The organism is Mesorhizobium sp. WSM4840, from assembly GCF_055811755.1.
In genome coordinates this window covers 111,430-126,515 of record NZ_JBVVQD010000009.1, presented here as the reverse complement: position 1 = coordinate 126,515, position 15,086 = coordinate 111,430, and the positions used below count along the sequence as shown (strand labels likewise).

At 61.4% G+C, this 15,086-nt stretch carries 15 protein-coding genes; 13 read left to right on the top strand and 2 right to left on the bottom strand.

Features of this window, described 5'->3' with window-relative positions; genetic code table 11:
- Nucleotides 1-117 precede the first annotated feature (117 nt).
- From AC0L3I_RS14770 to AC0L3I_RS14740, 7 genes are all read left to right on the top strand, one after another.
- Nucleotides 118-1,011, top strand: coding sequence for a carbohydrate ABC transporter permease (locus AC0L3I_RS14770; protein WP_023797405.1), 894 nt, complete (start codon nucleotides 118-120; stop codon nucleotides 1,009-1,011).
- Nucleotides 1,004-1,939, top strand: coding sequence for a carbohydrate ABC transporter permease (locus AC0L3I_RS14765; RefSeq protein ID WP_473527336.1), 936 nt, complete (start codon nucleotides 1,004-1,006; stop codon nucleotides 1,937-1,939). The genes AC0L3I_RS14770 and AC0L3I_RS14765 overlap by 8 nt, the downstream gene beginning before the upstream one ends.
- A gap of 2 nt (nucleotides 1,940-1,941) precedes the next feature.
- Nucleotides 1,942-3,039 carry an ABC transporter ATP-binding protein gene (locus tag AC0L3I_RS14760; protein ID WP_473527385.1) on the top strand — a complete coding sequence of 366 codons (1,098 nt, stop codon included), beginning with the start codon at nucleotides 1,942-1,944 and terminating at the stop codon, nucleotides 3,037-3,039.
- 52 nt (nucleotides 3,040-3,091) lie between these two features.
- A complete protein-coding gene (locus tag AC0L3I_RS14755; protein WP_473527335.1) occupies nucleotides 3,092-3,838 on the top strand; it encodes a sugar phosphate isomerase/epimerase family protein in 747 nt (248 codons plus the stop codon).
- Nucleotides 3,839-3,850: 12 nt separating this feature from the next.
- Nucleotides 3,851-5,014, top strand: a complete 1,164-nt coding sequence (locus AC0L3I_RS14750) for a Gfo/Idh/MocA family protein (protein ID WP_473487867.1) — start codon at nucleotides 3,851-3,853, stop codon at nucleotides 5,012-5,014.
- 393 nt (nucleotides 5,015-5,407) lie between these two features.
- Nucleotides 5,408-6,454 (top strand): L-glyceraldehyde 3-phosphate reductase, encoded by a 1,047-nt coding sequence (gene mgrA / locus AC0L3I_RS14745; protein ID WP_473527334.1) that lies wholly within the window; start codon nucleotides 5,408-5,410, stop codon nucleotides 6,452-6,454.
- Between the two features lie 235 nt (nucleotides 6,455-6,689).
- A complete protein-coding gene (locus AC0L3I_RS14740) occupies nucleotides 6,690-7,094 on the top strand; it encodes a Fur family transcriptional regulator (RefSeq protein WP_473527333.1) in 405 nt (134 codons plus the stop codon).
- 312 nt (nucleotides 7,095-7,406) lie between these two features.
- Here the strand turns inward: AC0L3I_RS14740 and AC0L3I_RS14735 are convergent, their stop codons facing one another.
- Both AC0L3I_RS14735 and polA read right to left on the bottom strand, forming a co-directional pair.
- On the bottom strand, nucleotides 7,407-7,685 hold the full coding sequence (locus tag AC0L3I_RS14735; protein ID WP_292483446.1) for a type II toxin-antitoxin system RelE/ParE family toxin: 279 nt from the start codon (nucleotides 7,683-7,685) through the stop codon (nucleotides 7,407-7,409).
- A gap of 348 nt (nucleotides 7,686-8,033) precedes the next feature.
- Nucleotides 8,034-11,000, bottom strand: a complete 2,967-nt coding sequence (polA, locus tag AC0L3I_RS14730; RefSeq protein ID WP_473527332.1) for a DNA polymerase I — start codon at nucleotides 10,998-11,000, stop codon at nucleotides 8,034-8,036.
- Between the two features lie 403 nt (nucleotides 11,001-11,403).
- Between polA and AC0L3I_RS14725 the strand changes: the two genes are divergently transcribed.
- The 6 genes from AC0L3I_RS14725 to AC0L3I_RS14700 all read left to right on the top strand — a co-directional run bounded on the left by AC0L3I_RS14725 (nucleotide 11,404) and on the right by AC0L3I_RS14700 (nucleotide 15,035).
- Nucleotides 11,404-12,789 (top strand): M20/M25/M40 family metallo-hydrolase, encoded by a 1,386-nt coding sequence (locus AC0L3I_RS14725; protein WP_473527331.1) that lies wholly within the window; start codon nucleotides 11,404-11,406, stop codon nucleotides 12,787-12,789.
- A gap of 197 nt (nucleotides 12,790-12,986) precedes the next feature.
- Nucleotides 12,987-13,607, top strand: a complete 621-nt coding sequence (locus AC0L3I_RS14720; RefSeq protein ID WP_095496889.1) for a ribonuclease D — start codon at nucleotides 12,987-12,989, stop codon at nucleotides 13,605-13,607.
- Nucleotides 13,608-13,658: 51 nt separating this feature from the next.
- Nucleotides 13,659-13,907 carry a hypothetical protein gene (locus AC0L3I_RS14715; RefSeq protein ID WP_473527330.1) on the top strand — a complete coding sequence of 83 codons (249 nt, stop codon included), beginning with the start codon at nucleotides 13,659-13,661 and terminating at the stop codon, nucleotides 13,905-13,907.
- A gap of 105 nt (nucleotides 13,908-14,012) precedes the next feature.
- On the top strand, nucleotides 14,013-14,267 hold the full coding sequence (locus tag AC0L3I_RS14710; protein ID WP_123151714.1) for a GlsB/YeaQ/YmgE family stress response membrane protein: 255 nt from the start codon (nucleotides 14,013-14,015) through the stop codon (nucleotides 14,265-14,267).
- A 26-nt stretch (nucleotides 14,268-14,293) separates the two neighbouring features.
- On the top strand, nucleotides 14,294-14,440 hold the full coding sequence (locus AC0L3I_RS14705) for a hypothetical protein (RefSeq protein WP_473487872.1): 147 nt from the start codon (nucleotides 14,294-14,296) through the stop codon (nucleotides 14,438-14,440).
- Nucleotides 14,441-14,645: 205 nt separating this feature from the next.
- Entirely contained in the window at nucleotides 14,646-15,035 is a 390-nt protein-coding gene (locus AC0L3I_RS14700) for a hypothetical protein (RefSeq protein WP_095496886.1), read from the top strand.
- The last annotated feature ends 51 nt before the right edge of the window (nucleotides 15,036-15,086 follow it).

The window sequence follows — 15,086 nt, the reverse complement described above, 5'->3', positions numbered from 1 at the left end:
ACCGCTCGCTCCCGGCCCGCCGCGGGGCCGGGAGCTCCGGGTCAAGGCCATGACCCTTCGGCCTTGACCCTTCCGCCCTGACCCTTCGGCCTTACCCGATCCAGCCCGGCTGTGCAGATGAGCAAGAGCGAACGCCCCAACCAACTCTTCCGCAACCTTAACGCCAAGGTCGCCTCTATTCCGATGGTCCTCACCGCACTGGTGATCTTCGTCGGCGGCAGCGCCTGGACGGTGCTCTATTCCTTCACCAATTCAAAACTGCTGCCGCGGCTGAACTTCGTCGGGCTCGACCAGTATTATCGTCTGTGGTCGACGCCGCGTTGGCTGGTCTCGATCGAGAACCTCCTGGTCTACGGTGTGCTGTCGCTGGTGTTCTCTCTGGTCATCGGCTTCATACTGGCGGCGCTGCTCGACCAGAAGATCCGCTTCGAGGACACGTTCCGCACCATCTTCCTCTACCCCTTCGCGCTGTCCTTCATCGTCACCGGTCTGGTCTGGCAGTGGCTGCTCAACCCGGAGTTCGGAATCCAGGGGGTGGTGCGCGGCCTCGGCTGGGAAAGCTTCAGCTTCGATCCGCTCTACAATTCCGACATCGTCATCTACGGCATCCTGATCGCCGCGCTCTGGCAAGGCACCGGGCTGATCATGTGCCTGATGCTGGCGGGCCTGCGCGGCATCGACGAGGATATCTGGAAGGCCGCGCGGGTGGACGGGATACCGACCCTAAAAACCTATCTCTTCATCATCATTCCGATGATGCGACCGGTCTTTATCACCGCGCTGGTCATCATCGCCGCCGGTATCGTCAAGGTCTATGACCTGGTCGTCGCCCAGACCAGCGGCGGTCCCGGCATCGCCTCCGAAGTGCCGGCCAAATATGTCTATGACTACATGTTCTTCGCCCAGAACCTCGGCCAGGGTTTTGCTGCCTCGACCATGATGCTGCTGTCGGTGGTGGTCGTCATCGTTCCCTGGGCCTATCTCGAATTCGGAGGCAAGAAGCGTGGCTGATCTTGCCGTTCCCCTGCCTGCCACTACGGGCTCTATCGGGCTTGAGGCATCCGGGCCGCGAGGGCCCAAGCCGCGGCATGTGTTCTCGCGCCGCAACATCTTCCTCTATGGCACGCTCATCGTGGTGGCGCTCTATTATCTGCTACCGCTCTATGTGATGGTGGTGACGTCGCTCAAGGGCATGCCGGAGATACGCCTCGGCAATATCTTCTCACCGCCGCTCGAGATCACCTTCGAGCCTTGGGTGAAGGCCTGGTCCAGCGCCTGCACCGGCCTCAACTGCGACGGGCTCTCGCGCGGCTTCTGGAACTCGGTGCGCATCACCGTTCCGTCGGTCATCCTGTCGATCGCCATCGCTTCGGTGAACGGCTACGCGCTCGCCAACTGGCGCTTCAAGGGCGCCGACACTTTCTTCGTGATCCTGATCGTCGGCGCCTTCATCCCCTATCAGGTGATGATCTATCCGATCGTCATCATCCTGCGCGAAATCGGCCTCTACGGCAGCCTGAGCGGCCTGGTGATCGTCCATTCCATTTTCGGCATGCCGATCCTGACGCTGTTGTTCCGAAATTACTTCTCTTCGATGCCGGAGGAACTGTTCCGGGCGGCGCGCGTCGACGGCGCCGGCTTCTGGGGCATCTATTTCCGCATCATGCTGCCGATGTCGCTGCCGATCTTCGTCGTCGCCATCATCCTGCAGGTGACCGGCATCTGGAACGACTTCCTGTTCGGCGTCGTCTACACCCGCCCCGACACCTATCCGATGACGGTGCAGCTCAACAACATCGTCAACTCGGTGCAAGGCGTGAAGGAATACAACGTCAACATGGCCGCCACCATCCTGACCGGCCTGGTACCGCTCGTCGTCTACTTCGTTTCCGGCAAGCTTTTCGTGCGTGGCATCGCCGCCGGCGCGGTGAAAGGATGATGATGACAAGGCTCGAAAATCCCAGCGTTTCAATCCAGGACCTGTCGCTGAATTTCGGCGCAGTTTCGGTGCTGGAAACGCTCAACATCGATGTCGCCGAGGGCGAGTTCATCGTGCTGCTCGGGCCGTCCGGCTGCGGCAAGTCGACCTTGCTCAACTGCATCGCCGGACTGCTCGACGTTTCGGACGGCCGCATCTTCATCAAGGGCAAGAACGTCACCTGGGAGGAGCCCAAGGACCGTGGCATCGGCATGGTGTTCCAGTCCTATGCGCTCTACCCGCAGATGACTGTCGAAAAGAACCTGTCCTTCGGGCTGCGCGTTGCCGGCATCCCCAGGGACGAAATCGCCAAGCGCATCGCGCGGGCCGCCGAGATCCTGCAGATCGAGCCATTGCTGCAGCGCAAGCCGTCGGCGCTTTCGGGCGGCCAGCGCCAGCGTGTGGCGATCGGGCGGGCGCTGGTGCGCGACGTCGACGTCTTCCTGTTCGACGAGCCGCTTTCCAATCTCGACGCCAAGCTGCGCGCGGAGCTGCGTGTCGAGATAAAACTGCTGCACAGCAAGCTGCAGAACACGATGATCTATGTCACCCACGACCAGATCGAGGCGATGACGCTGGCCGACCGCATCGCGGTGATGAAGGGCGGCGTCATCCAGCAGCTCGACGCACCGCAGACCATCTACAACCGCCCGGTCAACCGTTTCGTCGCCGGCTTCCTCGGCTCGCCGGCGATGAATTTCCTCGATGGCCGGCTGGAGAAAAATGATGGCACCTGGCACTTCGTCGCCGAGGATGTGCGGATCCCGCTCGCCACCTACGCTTTCGAAAAGGAGCCCGTGCCGGGGGCGGCCGTGTTCGGTATCCGGCCCGAGCATGTCGCGTTCAACAGCGGCTCCGGATGGCCGTTCACAGCCACGGCAAATGTCGTCGTCGTCGAACCCATGGGGTCCGACACGCTGGTCTGGCTGAAGCTCGGAAATCAGAATTTCACGGTTAGGGTGACATCCGAGCGCACGCCAAACAATGCCGACACGGTGAGCATCGGTTTTGACCCGATGCGCGCTTCGCTGTTCGACGCCGCAACCGGCGCCCGCCTGTAACTCCCCAGAATTTCACCTCAAGCCCATCCATCCCCCAGAGAACGGAGAGACGATGAACTGGTCATTCCAACTTTACAGCGCCCGCAATTTCCAACCTTGGGAAGCGGTGCTCAAGATGCTGGGCGAGCTCGGCTATGCGCAAGTCGAAGGGTTCGGCGGCGTCTATGACGACCCCAAGGCGTTTCGTGCCGAACTCGACAAGAACGGGCTCGCCATGCCGACCGGCCATTTCTCGATCGATGCGCTCGAGAACGATTTTGACGGCGTGCGCAAAATCGCCGACGCGCTCGGCATCACGCTGCTCATCTGCCCCTATCTGGTCGCCGAGAGCAGGCCGACCGACGCGGCCGGCTGGCGCGGCTTCGGCGCACGCCTGGCCAAGGTCGGCGAGACGGCTGAGAAAGCCGGCTACGGCTTTGCCTGGCACAATCATGATTTCGAGTTCAAAAAGCTTGCCGATGGTTCGGTGCCGCAGGACCATATCCTGACGGCAGCGCCCGACATCGGCTGGGAGATGGACGTCGCCTGGGTGGTGCGCGGCGGCGACGATCCGCTGCCCTGGATCGAGAAATATGGCAAACGCATCGCCGCCGTCCATGTCAAGGACATCGCCAAGCCAGGCGAGGGTCTCGACGAGGACGGCTGGTCGGATGTCGGCCACGGCACGATCGACTGGGCCGGTCTGATCAAGGCGCTGCGCGCCAAGAGCGCCGCCAAATACTACGTCATGGAACAGGACAACCCCAACGACATCGAGCGCTTCGCCCGCCGCTCGATCGCAGCCGCCAAGACCTATTAGGAGCAAACCAGCATGGCAAAAAAACTTGGGATCGGCGTCATCGGCTGCGGCAACATTTCAAAGGCGTATTTCTCGTTCGCGCCGCTGTTTCGCGGCATCGAGATGCGCGCCTGCGCGGATATCAACATGGATGCGGCCAAGGCGCGGGCGAAGGAGTTCAAGCTGCGCGCCGAGACAGTCGAAGGGCTGCTCAAGGCTGGCGATATCGACATCATCGTCAACCTCACCGTTCCGGCGGTGCACTACGAGGTGTCGAAACAGATCCTCGATGCCGGCAAGCACGTCTATTCGGAAAAGCCATTCGTGCTGTCGGTCAAGGAAGGGCTCGACCTGAAGAAGATGGCCGAGAGAGATGGACTGCGCATCGGCTCGGCTCCCGACACTTTCCTCGGCGGCGCGCACCAGCTTGTCCGCAACCTGATCGATACTGGAAAGCTCGGCAAGATCACCAGCGGCACATGCCACGTGATGAACCATGGGATGGAGCATTGGCACCCCAATCCGGACTTCTTCTTCCAGCCTGGCGCTGGCCCGGTGCTCGATATCGGACCCTACTACATCACCAATTTGATCCAGCTGATCGGGCCGGTAAAGCAGGTGGCGGCGTTCGCTTCGATCCCGACGACGGAGCGTACCATCTCGTCCAAGCCTCGCGCGGGCGAAAAAGTCCTGGTCGCCACGCCGACGACGATCCACGGCGTGATGGAGTTCGAGAATGGCGCCGTGGTGACGCTCAATACCAGCTGGGACGTTTGGAGCCATGGCCATGCGCCGATGGAACTCTACGGCGAGTTGGGCACGGTGTTTTTGCCGGATCCGAATTTCTTCGGCGGTGACGTTTGCATCACCGATGCCGCCAAGCCGGTCAAGAAGCTGCCGAAGTGGAAGCATCCGTTCGGCGTGGCCAACCAGATGCATTCGCACGGCATGATGGCTAACTATCGCACCGCCGGTCTCGCCGACATGGCGCTGGCGATCACGGAAGGCCGGCCGCATCGGTGCTCGATGGAACTTGCGCTGCATGCCGTGGACGTGATGACCGGCATGTTGCGGTCGGGCGCGAGCGGAAAGTTCGTTGCCATGCAGACCACCTGCGAACGGCCTGCGGCACTGGGCGTCAAGGACGCGGAAGGGCTGTTGGCGAAGAAGAAAGGGCTCTTGGCAAAGAAGAAATAGGCGTAAGAGGCTGTTTGGAAACTCTCCTCCAGCGGCCATCTGATGGCGTTTTCTGCGCTTACCTACAGCGCCGCGCGTCCTTTGGACGCGCAAAGGACGCTGTAGCACTTTTGATTTTGCGCATGATCCTCTCCGAAAATCCGTCCGATTTTCGGGGTCATGCGGGCTCACGGACCCAAATGTCCGCTCCGCTCCGGTTCTCGAAACCACCACCATATGACTCGCCGGAGCGACTTTCCAAACAGCCTCTAAGCGCTTCAGTGATTGCGACACGTGCTGTTTTCCGTCGACCCCTCTCCCCATGAAAAAGGGGAGAGGCTAAGGGTGAGGGCAGAGCCGACTCACCTTTTCGCGGTGGCACTGCCGGGCTCGCTTTTGCTTTGAGGATCTCCCATGCCCTATGTCCCCGCCGAAAACCGCTACGAGAAAATGGTCTATAATCGCTGCGGGCGATCCGGCCTGAAATTGCCGGCGATCTCGCTCGGCCTCTGGCACAATTTCGGTGACGACACACCGCACCGGACCAAGCAGGCGATCGCGCGCAAGGCCTTCGATCTCGGCATCACGCATTTCGACCTCGCCAACAATTACGGCCCGCCGCCCGGTTCGGCGGAGACGGCTTTTGGCGAAATCCTGCGGACAGATTTCTCCTCCTATCGCGACGAGCTGATCATCTCGACCAAGGCCGGTTATGAGATGTGGGCCGGACCCTATGGCGAATGGGGCGGGCGCAAATATGTGCTGGCCAGCCTCGACCAGAGCCTGAAGCGGATGGGGCTCGACTATGTCGACATCTTCTATTCGCACCGCTTCGACCCTGATACTCCGCTGGAAGAAACGATGGGCGCCCTCGATCACGCGGTGCGCTCGGGTAAGGCGCTTTATGCCGGCATCTCCTCCTACAATTCGCAGCGCACGCGCGAGGCCGCCGACATTTTGAAGCAGCTCGGCACGCCTTGCATCATCCATCAGCCGAGCTATTCGATGCTCAACCGCTGGGTCGAGGACGATGGTCTGCTCGACACGCTGGAGGGGCTCGGCGTCGGCTCGATCGTGTTCACGCCGCTGGCGCAAGGCATGCTGACCGACAAATATCTCGGCGGCATCCCGGAGGGCAGCCGCGCCAGCCAAGGCAAGTCGCTGAGGCCGGCCTTCATCAACGACAAGACCATCGCCAACATCAAGGCGCTGAACGCGATTGCCAGCCGACGCGGGCAGACGCTGGCGCAGATGGCGCTGGCCTGGGTGCTGCGCAAGGGCCGGGTGACCTCGGCGCTGATCGGCGCCAGCCGACCGGAACAGGTCGAGGATTGCGTCGGCGCGCTGAAGGCGCTCGACTTCAGCGATGCCGAGCTCGCCGATATCGACACCTACGCGCGCGAAGCCGATATCAATCTGTGGGCCGCCCCCGCCGAGCGCAAGGGTCCGCCACGGAAGTGATCCGCCACGGAAGTGATTGGCAGCGCATAGCCGAACAGGTACGGCGGGAACTGCTCCCGCCGTTTTTTTACTCGGCCGCCAATGTCTGCTTCGAAATTTGGGCCTGCCCGGAGTTGGCCGGCTTCTGGGCCATGCAGACACAGAAACAGTAGCAAAAAGGCCGGTTCGTCGCTATCTGGAGAGAACTGGAGCCGCTTGCAGTGCAACCGGCGCAATACGGGTTGGAAACAGGATCATGGCGGCAAGGGATGTGCTGACGAAAAACCAGCTGTGCGTGCTCGAGAAACTCGAGGCCGCCAGCGGGCCGCTTAGCGCCTATACATTGCTCGACCAGCTTCGCGATCGGGGTTTTCGAGCACCGCTGCAAGTCTATCGCGCGCTCGACACGCTGGTGAAGTCCGGCTTCGTGCACCGGCTCGAAAGCCTCAATTCCTTTGTCGCCTGCGCCGAGCCGCACGACCACAGCCATTCGATGACCGCCTTTGCCATCTGCGACACATGCGGGCAGGTGACCGAATTTTCCGACCATGATGTCGGACACCGGCTCGACGAATGGGTACGCTCGACCGGCTTCGCCGCCAAGAAGGCGGTGATCGAGTTCCGCGGCACCTGTGCGAAATGCCTGACCGAGGCGGCTTAAGGTGTATTGATATTCAGGTGATGCCGGCCTGCAAATGGCGGCTTCCTGCGCTTCCGGTGCTCACGTACCCAAAGGTACGCTCCGCTCCGGTTCTCGGAAGCCACCATTTTCGACTCGGCCTGACCTGAATCTCAACACACCTTGGTTTGGGCGCATCAATGAGCCTCTTCTCAATTGTCGGCGTGCGCTGGCGTCGAGGCGGCTTAGATCGGGAAAGCCTGAGGGCAAAGCTCTAAGACAGGGCAAGTAAGCGGATCGGTCCTCGAGGCCTCGCTGGGTGCCAATGACTGCACTAGGAAACGGGGACGGCACCTAGGAAACGGGCCTTCTTGAGGTATGCCGGATGTGCAGGATCTCGATTGCATCGGCACGGGCGCGGTAGAAAACCTTGTAGGGATAGTGACCTATGAAGAGAACGCGAACGTCAGGGATGTCGGTCGCGTGGCCACTTTCCGGAAATTCGGCAAGTCGCGAAATCCCAGCCTGGATCCGGGAAATGACTGAATAGGCGCCCTGAGGTGACCGCTCTTCGAGGTAATTGAAAATCGCCTCGCGTTCGGCAAAGGCTTGCCGCGTGAATCGGACCTTCATCGCCTGCGGCGAATGTCGGCGGCTCGAACCGTATCCTCATCTACGAAAGTGCCGTGATCGGCCTCTGCGAGTCCTGCTGTCACGGCGCGGCGCTCTGTTTCCGACGTGGCATACAGACCCGTTCGGCGCGCCTCGATGACGCGGGCATAGTCGGCTAGCTCCTCTTGGTCTTCGCGAGGCCAAGCTGCCGCATGCTTTACCAGATTCTCAAGTGTCTTGGTGATCATGGGGGCAATATAGCACACGGCTGCTTGTCGTGAACCTTGAACCGAAAAATGGCACACAAGCTGAGGGAAGGGAGTCACCAGATACTGCCTTCCTAAACGGGAAGTCGATAGCAGGCCCGAACTAATGCGCCTCTTCCCAATTGTCGGCGGCGCGGGCGTCGACGTGCAGCGGCACCGACATCGACACCGCTGGCATCGCGGCGTTCTCCATCACATGGCGCACGACGGGGATCGTCGCCTCGACCTCCGCTTCGGCCGTCTCGAAGACCAGTTCGTCATGCACTTGCAGCAGCATGCGGGCGGAGAGCTTCGCCTTTTCCAGCGCTTCGTCCATGCGTATCATGGCGCGGCGGATGATGTCGGCCGCGGTGCCCTGCAGCCGGGCATTGATCGAGGCGCGCTCGTTGAAGGCACGGACTGACGGGTTTGACGACCGTATCTCCGGATAGTGGATGCGGCGGCCGAAGATCGTTTCGACATAGCCGTATTCGCGGGCATAGGCCTTGGTCGCGTCGATATAATCGCGGATGCCGGGGAAGCGTTCGAAGTATTTCTTGATATAGGCGCCGGCCTCTTCGCGCGGGATCGACAGCTGGTTGGCCAGGCCAAAGGCGGAAATGCCGTAGATGATGCCAAAATTGATCGCCTTGGCGCGGCGGCGAATCTCCGCGGGCATGCCCTCGACCGGCACGTTGAACATCTCCGACGCGGTGATGGCGTGGATGTCAGCGCCGTCGGCAAACGCCTGCTTGAGCTGCGGGATCTCGGCGACATGGGCGAGCACGCGCAACTCGATCTGGCTGTAGTCGGCGGAAACCAGCTTGTTGCCCTTGTCGGCGATGAAAGCCGTCCTGATCTTTCGCCCCTCGACGGTGCGTACCGGAATGTTCTGCAAATTGGGATCGGAGGACGACAGCCGGCCCGTAGTCGTCGCGGCAAGCGCGTATGAGGTGTGGACGCGCTTCGTATCGGGATGGACGAAACCGGGCAGCGCATCGGTATAAGTCGATTTCAATTTGGTCAGCTGGCGCCAGTCGACGATCTTGCGCGGCAGCTCGTGGCCCTCGGCGGCGAGGTCCTCGAGGAGCTGAGCCGAGGTCGACCATTGGCCGGTCTTGGTCTTGGAGCCCCCCGGCAGGCCCATCCTGCCGAACAAGATGTCGCCGAGCTGTTTTGGCGAGCCGATATTGATGCGCTCGCCAACAAGCTGATAGATTTCATCCTCCAGCCGCGCGGCGCCCTGTGCCAGTTCGCCGGAGAGCCGTGACAGGATCTGCCGGTCGACGGAGATGCCGCGCTGCTCCATCCTTGCCAGAACCGGCACCAGCGGCCGTTCCAGCCGCTCGTAGACCGAGACCAGGCCCTTGGCGGCAAGCCGTGGCTTCAGCACCCGCCAGAGCCGGAGCGTCACATCGGCATGCTCCGCGGCATAAGCCGTTGCCTTGTCGATATCGACCTGGTCGAAGCCGACGAAGCTTCTTCCAGAGCCGGCCAGCTCCTTGAGAGTGATGGTCGAGTGGCCGAGCCACTTTTCCGACAGAGCCGCCATGCTGTGGCCGCCGGACGTGCCTGCATCGAGCACGTAGGAAATCAGCATGGTGTCGTCGAAGGGGGCGACATCGATGCCGTGGCGGCTCATGACGACGAGGTCGTATTTCAGCTCCTGCACGATTTTGAGAACCGACTTGTCCTCCAGCAACGGCTTCAGGATGCCAAGCGCCTCACGGATCGGGATCTGGTTTTCGACCATTCCGCCGCCGAGCAGGTCGCCGTTGCCGCTTTTATGAGCGAGCGGCACATAGGCGGCGCGACCGGGCGCGGTGGCTATGGACAGGCCGATCAGCTCGGCCCGCATCGGATCGGCTGACGTGGTCTCGGTGTCGAAGGCGACGATGCCGGTCTCCATCGCCTCGGCCACCCATGCCTTCAGCACTGCTGTGTCGCGGATGCAGACGTAGGCGCTGGTGTCGATCTTGCTGGCGGTGGCGTCCTCGAAGCGAAGCGCCGAGAGCAGCGAAGGGGTGTCGCCTTCCTTGGGTTCCACCTTGACGGTGGCCGGCACCGCTTCCCCGGCTTCGTCTGTCACTGTGCCTGCCGCTCTTTCGGCGGCTGCCGGCACCCCAAACCCGACATCGGGACCATGCGCGGTGTCGGCGCGCTCGATAATGACGGGAACGGCCTTGACATCAGCCGCTTCCGTTCCGGTCGCTTCCGCCACGCGGCGGGTCAGCGAGGAGAATTCCATCGTCTTGAGGAAGCCGATCAGCTTTGGTCCGTCGGGCGGATGCAATACGAAATCGTCGAGTCCGCTGATCCCCGGCACGTCGTTCTTCAGCGTCACCAGTTCACGCGAAATGCGCGCCTTGTCGGCGTTGGCAATGATCGATTCGCGCCGTTTGTCCTGCTTGATCTCGCCGGCGCGGGCGAGCAGCGTATCGAGATCGCCGAACTGTTCCAGCAATTGCGCCGCGGTCTTCGGCCCGATGCCGGGCACGCCCGGCACATTGTCGACCGAATCGCCGGTCAGCGCCTGCAGGTCGATCATTTTTTCCGGCGGCACGCCCCATTTCTCGATCACCTCGGGAACGCCGATCTGGCGGTCCTTCATCGGGTCGTACATGGCGACCGAAGGGCCGACCAGTTGCATCAGATCCTTGTCGGAGGAAATGATGGTGGTGTCGCCGCCGGCTTCGCAGGCAAGCCGGCAATAGGTGGCGATCAGGTCGTCGGCCTCGTAGCCTTCTGTCTCGAGGCAGGGCAGGTTGAAGGCCCTGGTCGCCTGGCGGATCAGGCCGAACTGCGGGATCAGATCTTCCGGCGGCGCCGAGCGGTTGGCCTTGTATTCGGGGTAGAGGTCGTTGCGGAAGGTTTTCGACGAATAGTCGAAGATGACGGCGAAATGCGTCGGCACGATGCCGACATCGGTATTGCGGGCGTCCTGCGTCAGCTTCCACACCATGTTGCAGAAGCCGAGCACGGCACTGGTCGGCAGCCCGTCGGATTTGCGGGTTAGCGGCGGTAGCGCGTGATAGGCACGGAAGATGTAGCCGGAGCCGTCGACAAGGAAGAGATGATCGCCTTTTTTCATGGGACGAAGGGATAGCGCGGCGGGGCGTCGTGGTCCATGCCAAAGGCGGTCTCAATCACCGGTTCCGGCAACATCCCTGACAAGTCGAGCCGATCACGGGTATGTTACGAAAGTGTAATCTTCGTGCCCTTGAATCGCCACGTTCGGAGACACAGATAAACGCCATCGGCATTTTTCGCCGAGGTCCGGAGCAAGGCCCGTCCCCCGCCTATCCCGGACACTTGCGGCAGCCTATCCCCCTCTCCGGGCTGCCGCATCGTTTCGAGTAAAGGCCGCCGTGGTTTCCCCTCCACCACGGCGGCATTTTTTTGCTCTTTGGAGCCCGTGGTCCAACGACCGTCGGCTTTTCGTTTCTGCCTCGCAGCTTTAGGGTTGCCGCTCAGAATCGAAAGGCCTGATAAAAATGTCCAGAATTTCTCCCGTCCTCGACCGCCTCGACAACAACCTCGACGAGAGCCTGGAGCGCCTGTTCGGCCTGCTCAGGATCAAGTCGATCTCGACCGACCCGACCTATGCCGCAGACTGCCGCAAGGCGGCGGAATGGCTGGTGGCGGAGCTCAAACTGATCGGCTTCGACGCCAGCGTGCGCGACACGCCAGGCCATCCGATGGTGGTGGCGCACCATGACGGGCCGGCGGGCGCACCGCATGTCCTGTTCTATGGCCATTACGACGTGCAGCCGGTCGACCCGATCGAGCTGTGGGAAAGCGATCCGTTCGCGCCTTCGGTGAAGGAGATCGAGCCCAGCCATCAGGTGATCACGGGACGTGGTTCGGCCGACGACAAGGGGCAACTGATGACCTTCGTCGAGGCTTGCCGCGCCTGGAAGCAAGTGCATGGCGGGCTGCCGTGCCGCATCACGATCCTGTTCGAAGGCGAGGAGGAGTCCGGCTCGCCATCGCTGAAGCCGTTCCTCGAGGCAAATGCGGCCGAACTCAAGGCCGACTTTGCGCTTGTCTGCGACACCGGCATGTGGGACCGCGATACGCCGTCCATCTGCGTCGCGCTGCGCGGGCTGGTCGGCGAGGAGATCACGGTGAAGGCCGCCGACCGCGACTTGCATTCCGGTCTCTATGGCGGTGCTGCCGCCAATCCAATCCGCATCCTGGCCGGGATACTGGCCGACATCCACGACCAGAACGGTCGCGTCACCATTCCCGGTTTCTATGACGGCGTCGAGGAGACGCCTTCGCAGATCCTGAAGTCATGGGAGGCGCTCGGCGAAACCGCCGAGACGTTCCTCGGACCTGTCGGCCTGTCGATCCCATCCGGCGAAAAGGGCCGCTCAGTGCTCGAACTCACCTGGGCGCGGCCGACGGCCGAGTTCAACGGCATTACCGGCGGCTATACCGGCAAGGGGTTCAAGACGGTGATCGCGGCGGAAGCCTCGGCAAAAGTGTCCTTCCGCCTCGTCCACAAGCAGAATCCCCAGAAGATCCGAGCCGCTTTCCAGGCCTTCGTCAGGGAGCGCATCCCTGCCGACTGCTCAGTCGATTTCCACCCGCATGGCGGCTCGCCGGCGATCCAGCTTTCCTACGACTCGCCGTTTCTCGCCAAGGCCAAGGACGCGCTGTCCGACGAATGGCCGAAACCGGCGGTGATGACGGGAAGCGGCGGCTCGATTCCGGTGGTCGGCGATTTCCAGACCTATCTCGGCATCGAATCGTTGCTGGTCGGTTTCGGGCTCGACGATGACCGCATCCATTCGCCGAACGAGAAATACGAGATGAGTTCCTTCCACAAGGGACAACGCTCCTGGGCGCGCATTCTCGATGCGCTGACACGCTGACAGGGCAAGATTTCAACTTTCTGTTGATTTTTCATCGGATCGCGGCAAGGACGGGCTAAAGCGCGTCGCGTTTGACCTGCCTGATGCGACGCGCTTTAGGGTTGTTGTTTTATGCATGTCGTTATCGCAAAACCGCTGCACACTTTTGCGCGACATGCATTAGAGCGACGTGCGTCCAGTCGCGACCGGAGAAGACGATGAGCGATATCCGCTTCCATAAGAACGACCTACCGGGGCTCTTGCACTACGACGTCGGGGCGGTCGCCATCGACACGGAGACGCTGGGACTCAATCCGCATCGCGACCGGCTTTGCGTGGTGCAGATCTCGCCGGGCGACGGTTCCGCCGACGTCATCCAGATCGCGCCCGGCCAGAAGAAGGCGCCAAACCTCGTCAGCCTGCTCAAGAACCGCAGCATAACCAAGCTGTTCCATTTCGGCCGTTTCGATCTCGCCGTGCTCTACAACGCCTTCGGCGTCATGCCGGAGCCGGTGTTCTGCACCAAGATCGCCTCGCGGCTTACCCGAACCTACACCGACCGGCACGGGCTGAAGGACATCTGCTTTGAGCTTCTCGGCGTCAGCCTTTCGAAGGCGCAGCAATCGTCGGACTGGGCGGCGGAAACGCTGTCGCCCGAACAACTCGAATACGCCGCCTCAGACGTGCTCTATCTGCACCAGCTGCGCGATGTTCTGACAGCGCGGCTGGCGCGCGACAACCGGAGCAAGGAGGCCGAGGCCTGCTTCCGCTTCCTGCCGACGCGTGCGAAACTCGACCTGATGGGCTGGGATGAGGCAGACATCTTCGCCCACAGCTAAGGTGGAACCAGGTGTTCACCGCGATGTTCTGTCGGTCATGGAGTGGATGAAATGGCTGCCAGAAAACCAATCGACACAGCGCCCAAGGATGGCTCCAAGGTCACCGTCTACTGGAAGGACAGCGACGGCGTGATAAACGAATCCATCGCGCAGTACCGGTCGCTAGAGAGGCTGAAAGCGGCCGGCGGCGACTGGGACGAGAACGACACCGGCTGGTGGGCCTATACCGACGGTCATACGCAAAGGAAGATCGAACCGATCAGCTGGCGGCCTGCATCCGGGGATGACGACGACGAATGACGCCGCTGGCGGCGCCGGCTCCTTTCCAATAGTTTGGACCTGTTGCAATCGGAGGTCGATTCGGAGCTTTCTGCTCCACGGCCGTTCGCTCAGGAGGGATATGCAATGGGTACTGAGAGCCTGCTTGTCTTCATCATCATCGGCGCCATTGCCGGTTGGCTCGCCGGCCTGATGGTCAAGGGGTTCGGCCTCGGCCTTGTCGGCAATATCGCCGTCGGCATTGTCGGTGCCTTCATCGCCGGCTGGCTCTTCCCAACGCTGGGGTTCGCCATAGGCGGTGGCATATTTGCCTCCATCGTCCACGCCACGATCGGCGCGGTCATCCTGCTCGTGCTGATCAAGCTGGTGAAGCAGGCCTGATCCTCGAAGCACATCAAGGGCGCGCCATGAAACAGAACATGCTCTATCTCATCATCGGCGCGCTCGTCGTGGTGGTCATCGCGCTCGGCGTCTATGTCTATCGCGAGCAAACCAGGCCGAAGGGCGTGGAACTCAAGATCGACGAAAAAGGCATTTCGATCCAGCAGAACTGAGCGCGCCGGGTTGGCGCGGCAAAGGTGCCGACGATCTATCCCATCAGGCCGAAAATCGACGATAAGGCAGGGGCCGCTCCATCCTTCGATGCACCCGGAGAGAAGCCAAGCTGGATATGGAATGAGAGTGACGTATCGATATATTCGCGGTATGATCTTGGTACAGGGAGTTTGGGGCCAACCCACCTACTATTAGGAGGTTGCCATGAGGCACCAAACACTGGACCAACTGCATACGGTGGCAAAGGTACACAGAGACCCAACACCTCCTGCAATGGACCGAACCCAGCGTCTCGAACGTTGGTCAAAACTTCTTGAACGGCAGCCCAACCGACTCCTCACCGCACTTATCGGGACCGAATATCGTTCGTCACCCGAGCGCGAAATTATGCGTGGCGAAGGCTCGCCAATATCGGTTGCCTTCGAGGATTCGATCCTGCGCGATGAGGGGCTGAAAGACGATACTTATGGCGAAGCAAAGCGTTTCTTCGAATTGACCGACAATGAGCTCCACGAAATTGTCTGCTACTGCCATGTGGGCGAGACGATGCAATCATCCTGGGCAGCGCTTTCCGTTCGTGCTGCGATTGGCTAACGCATGATCCCCAGGGCGCGTAACTTTGGTGACAAGGTCATGCGTAGATTC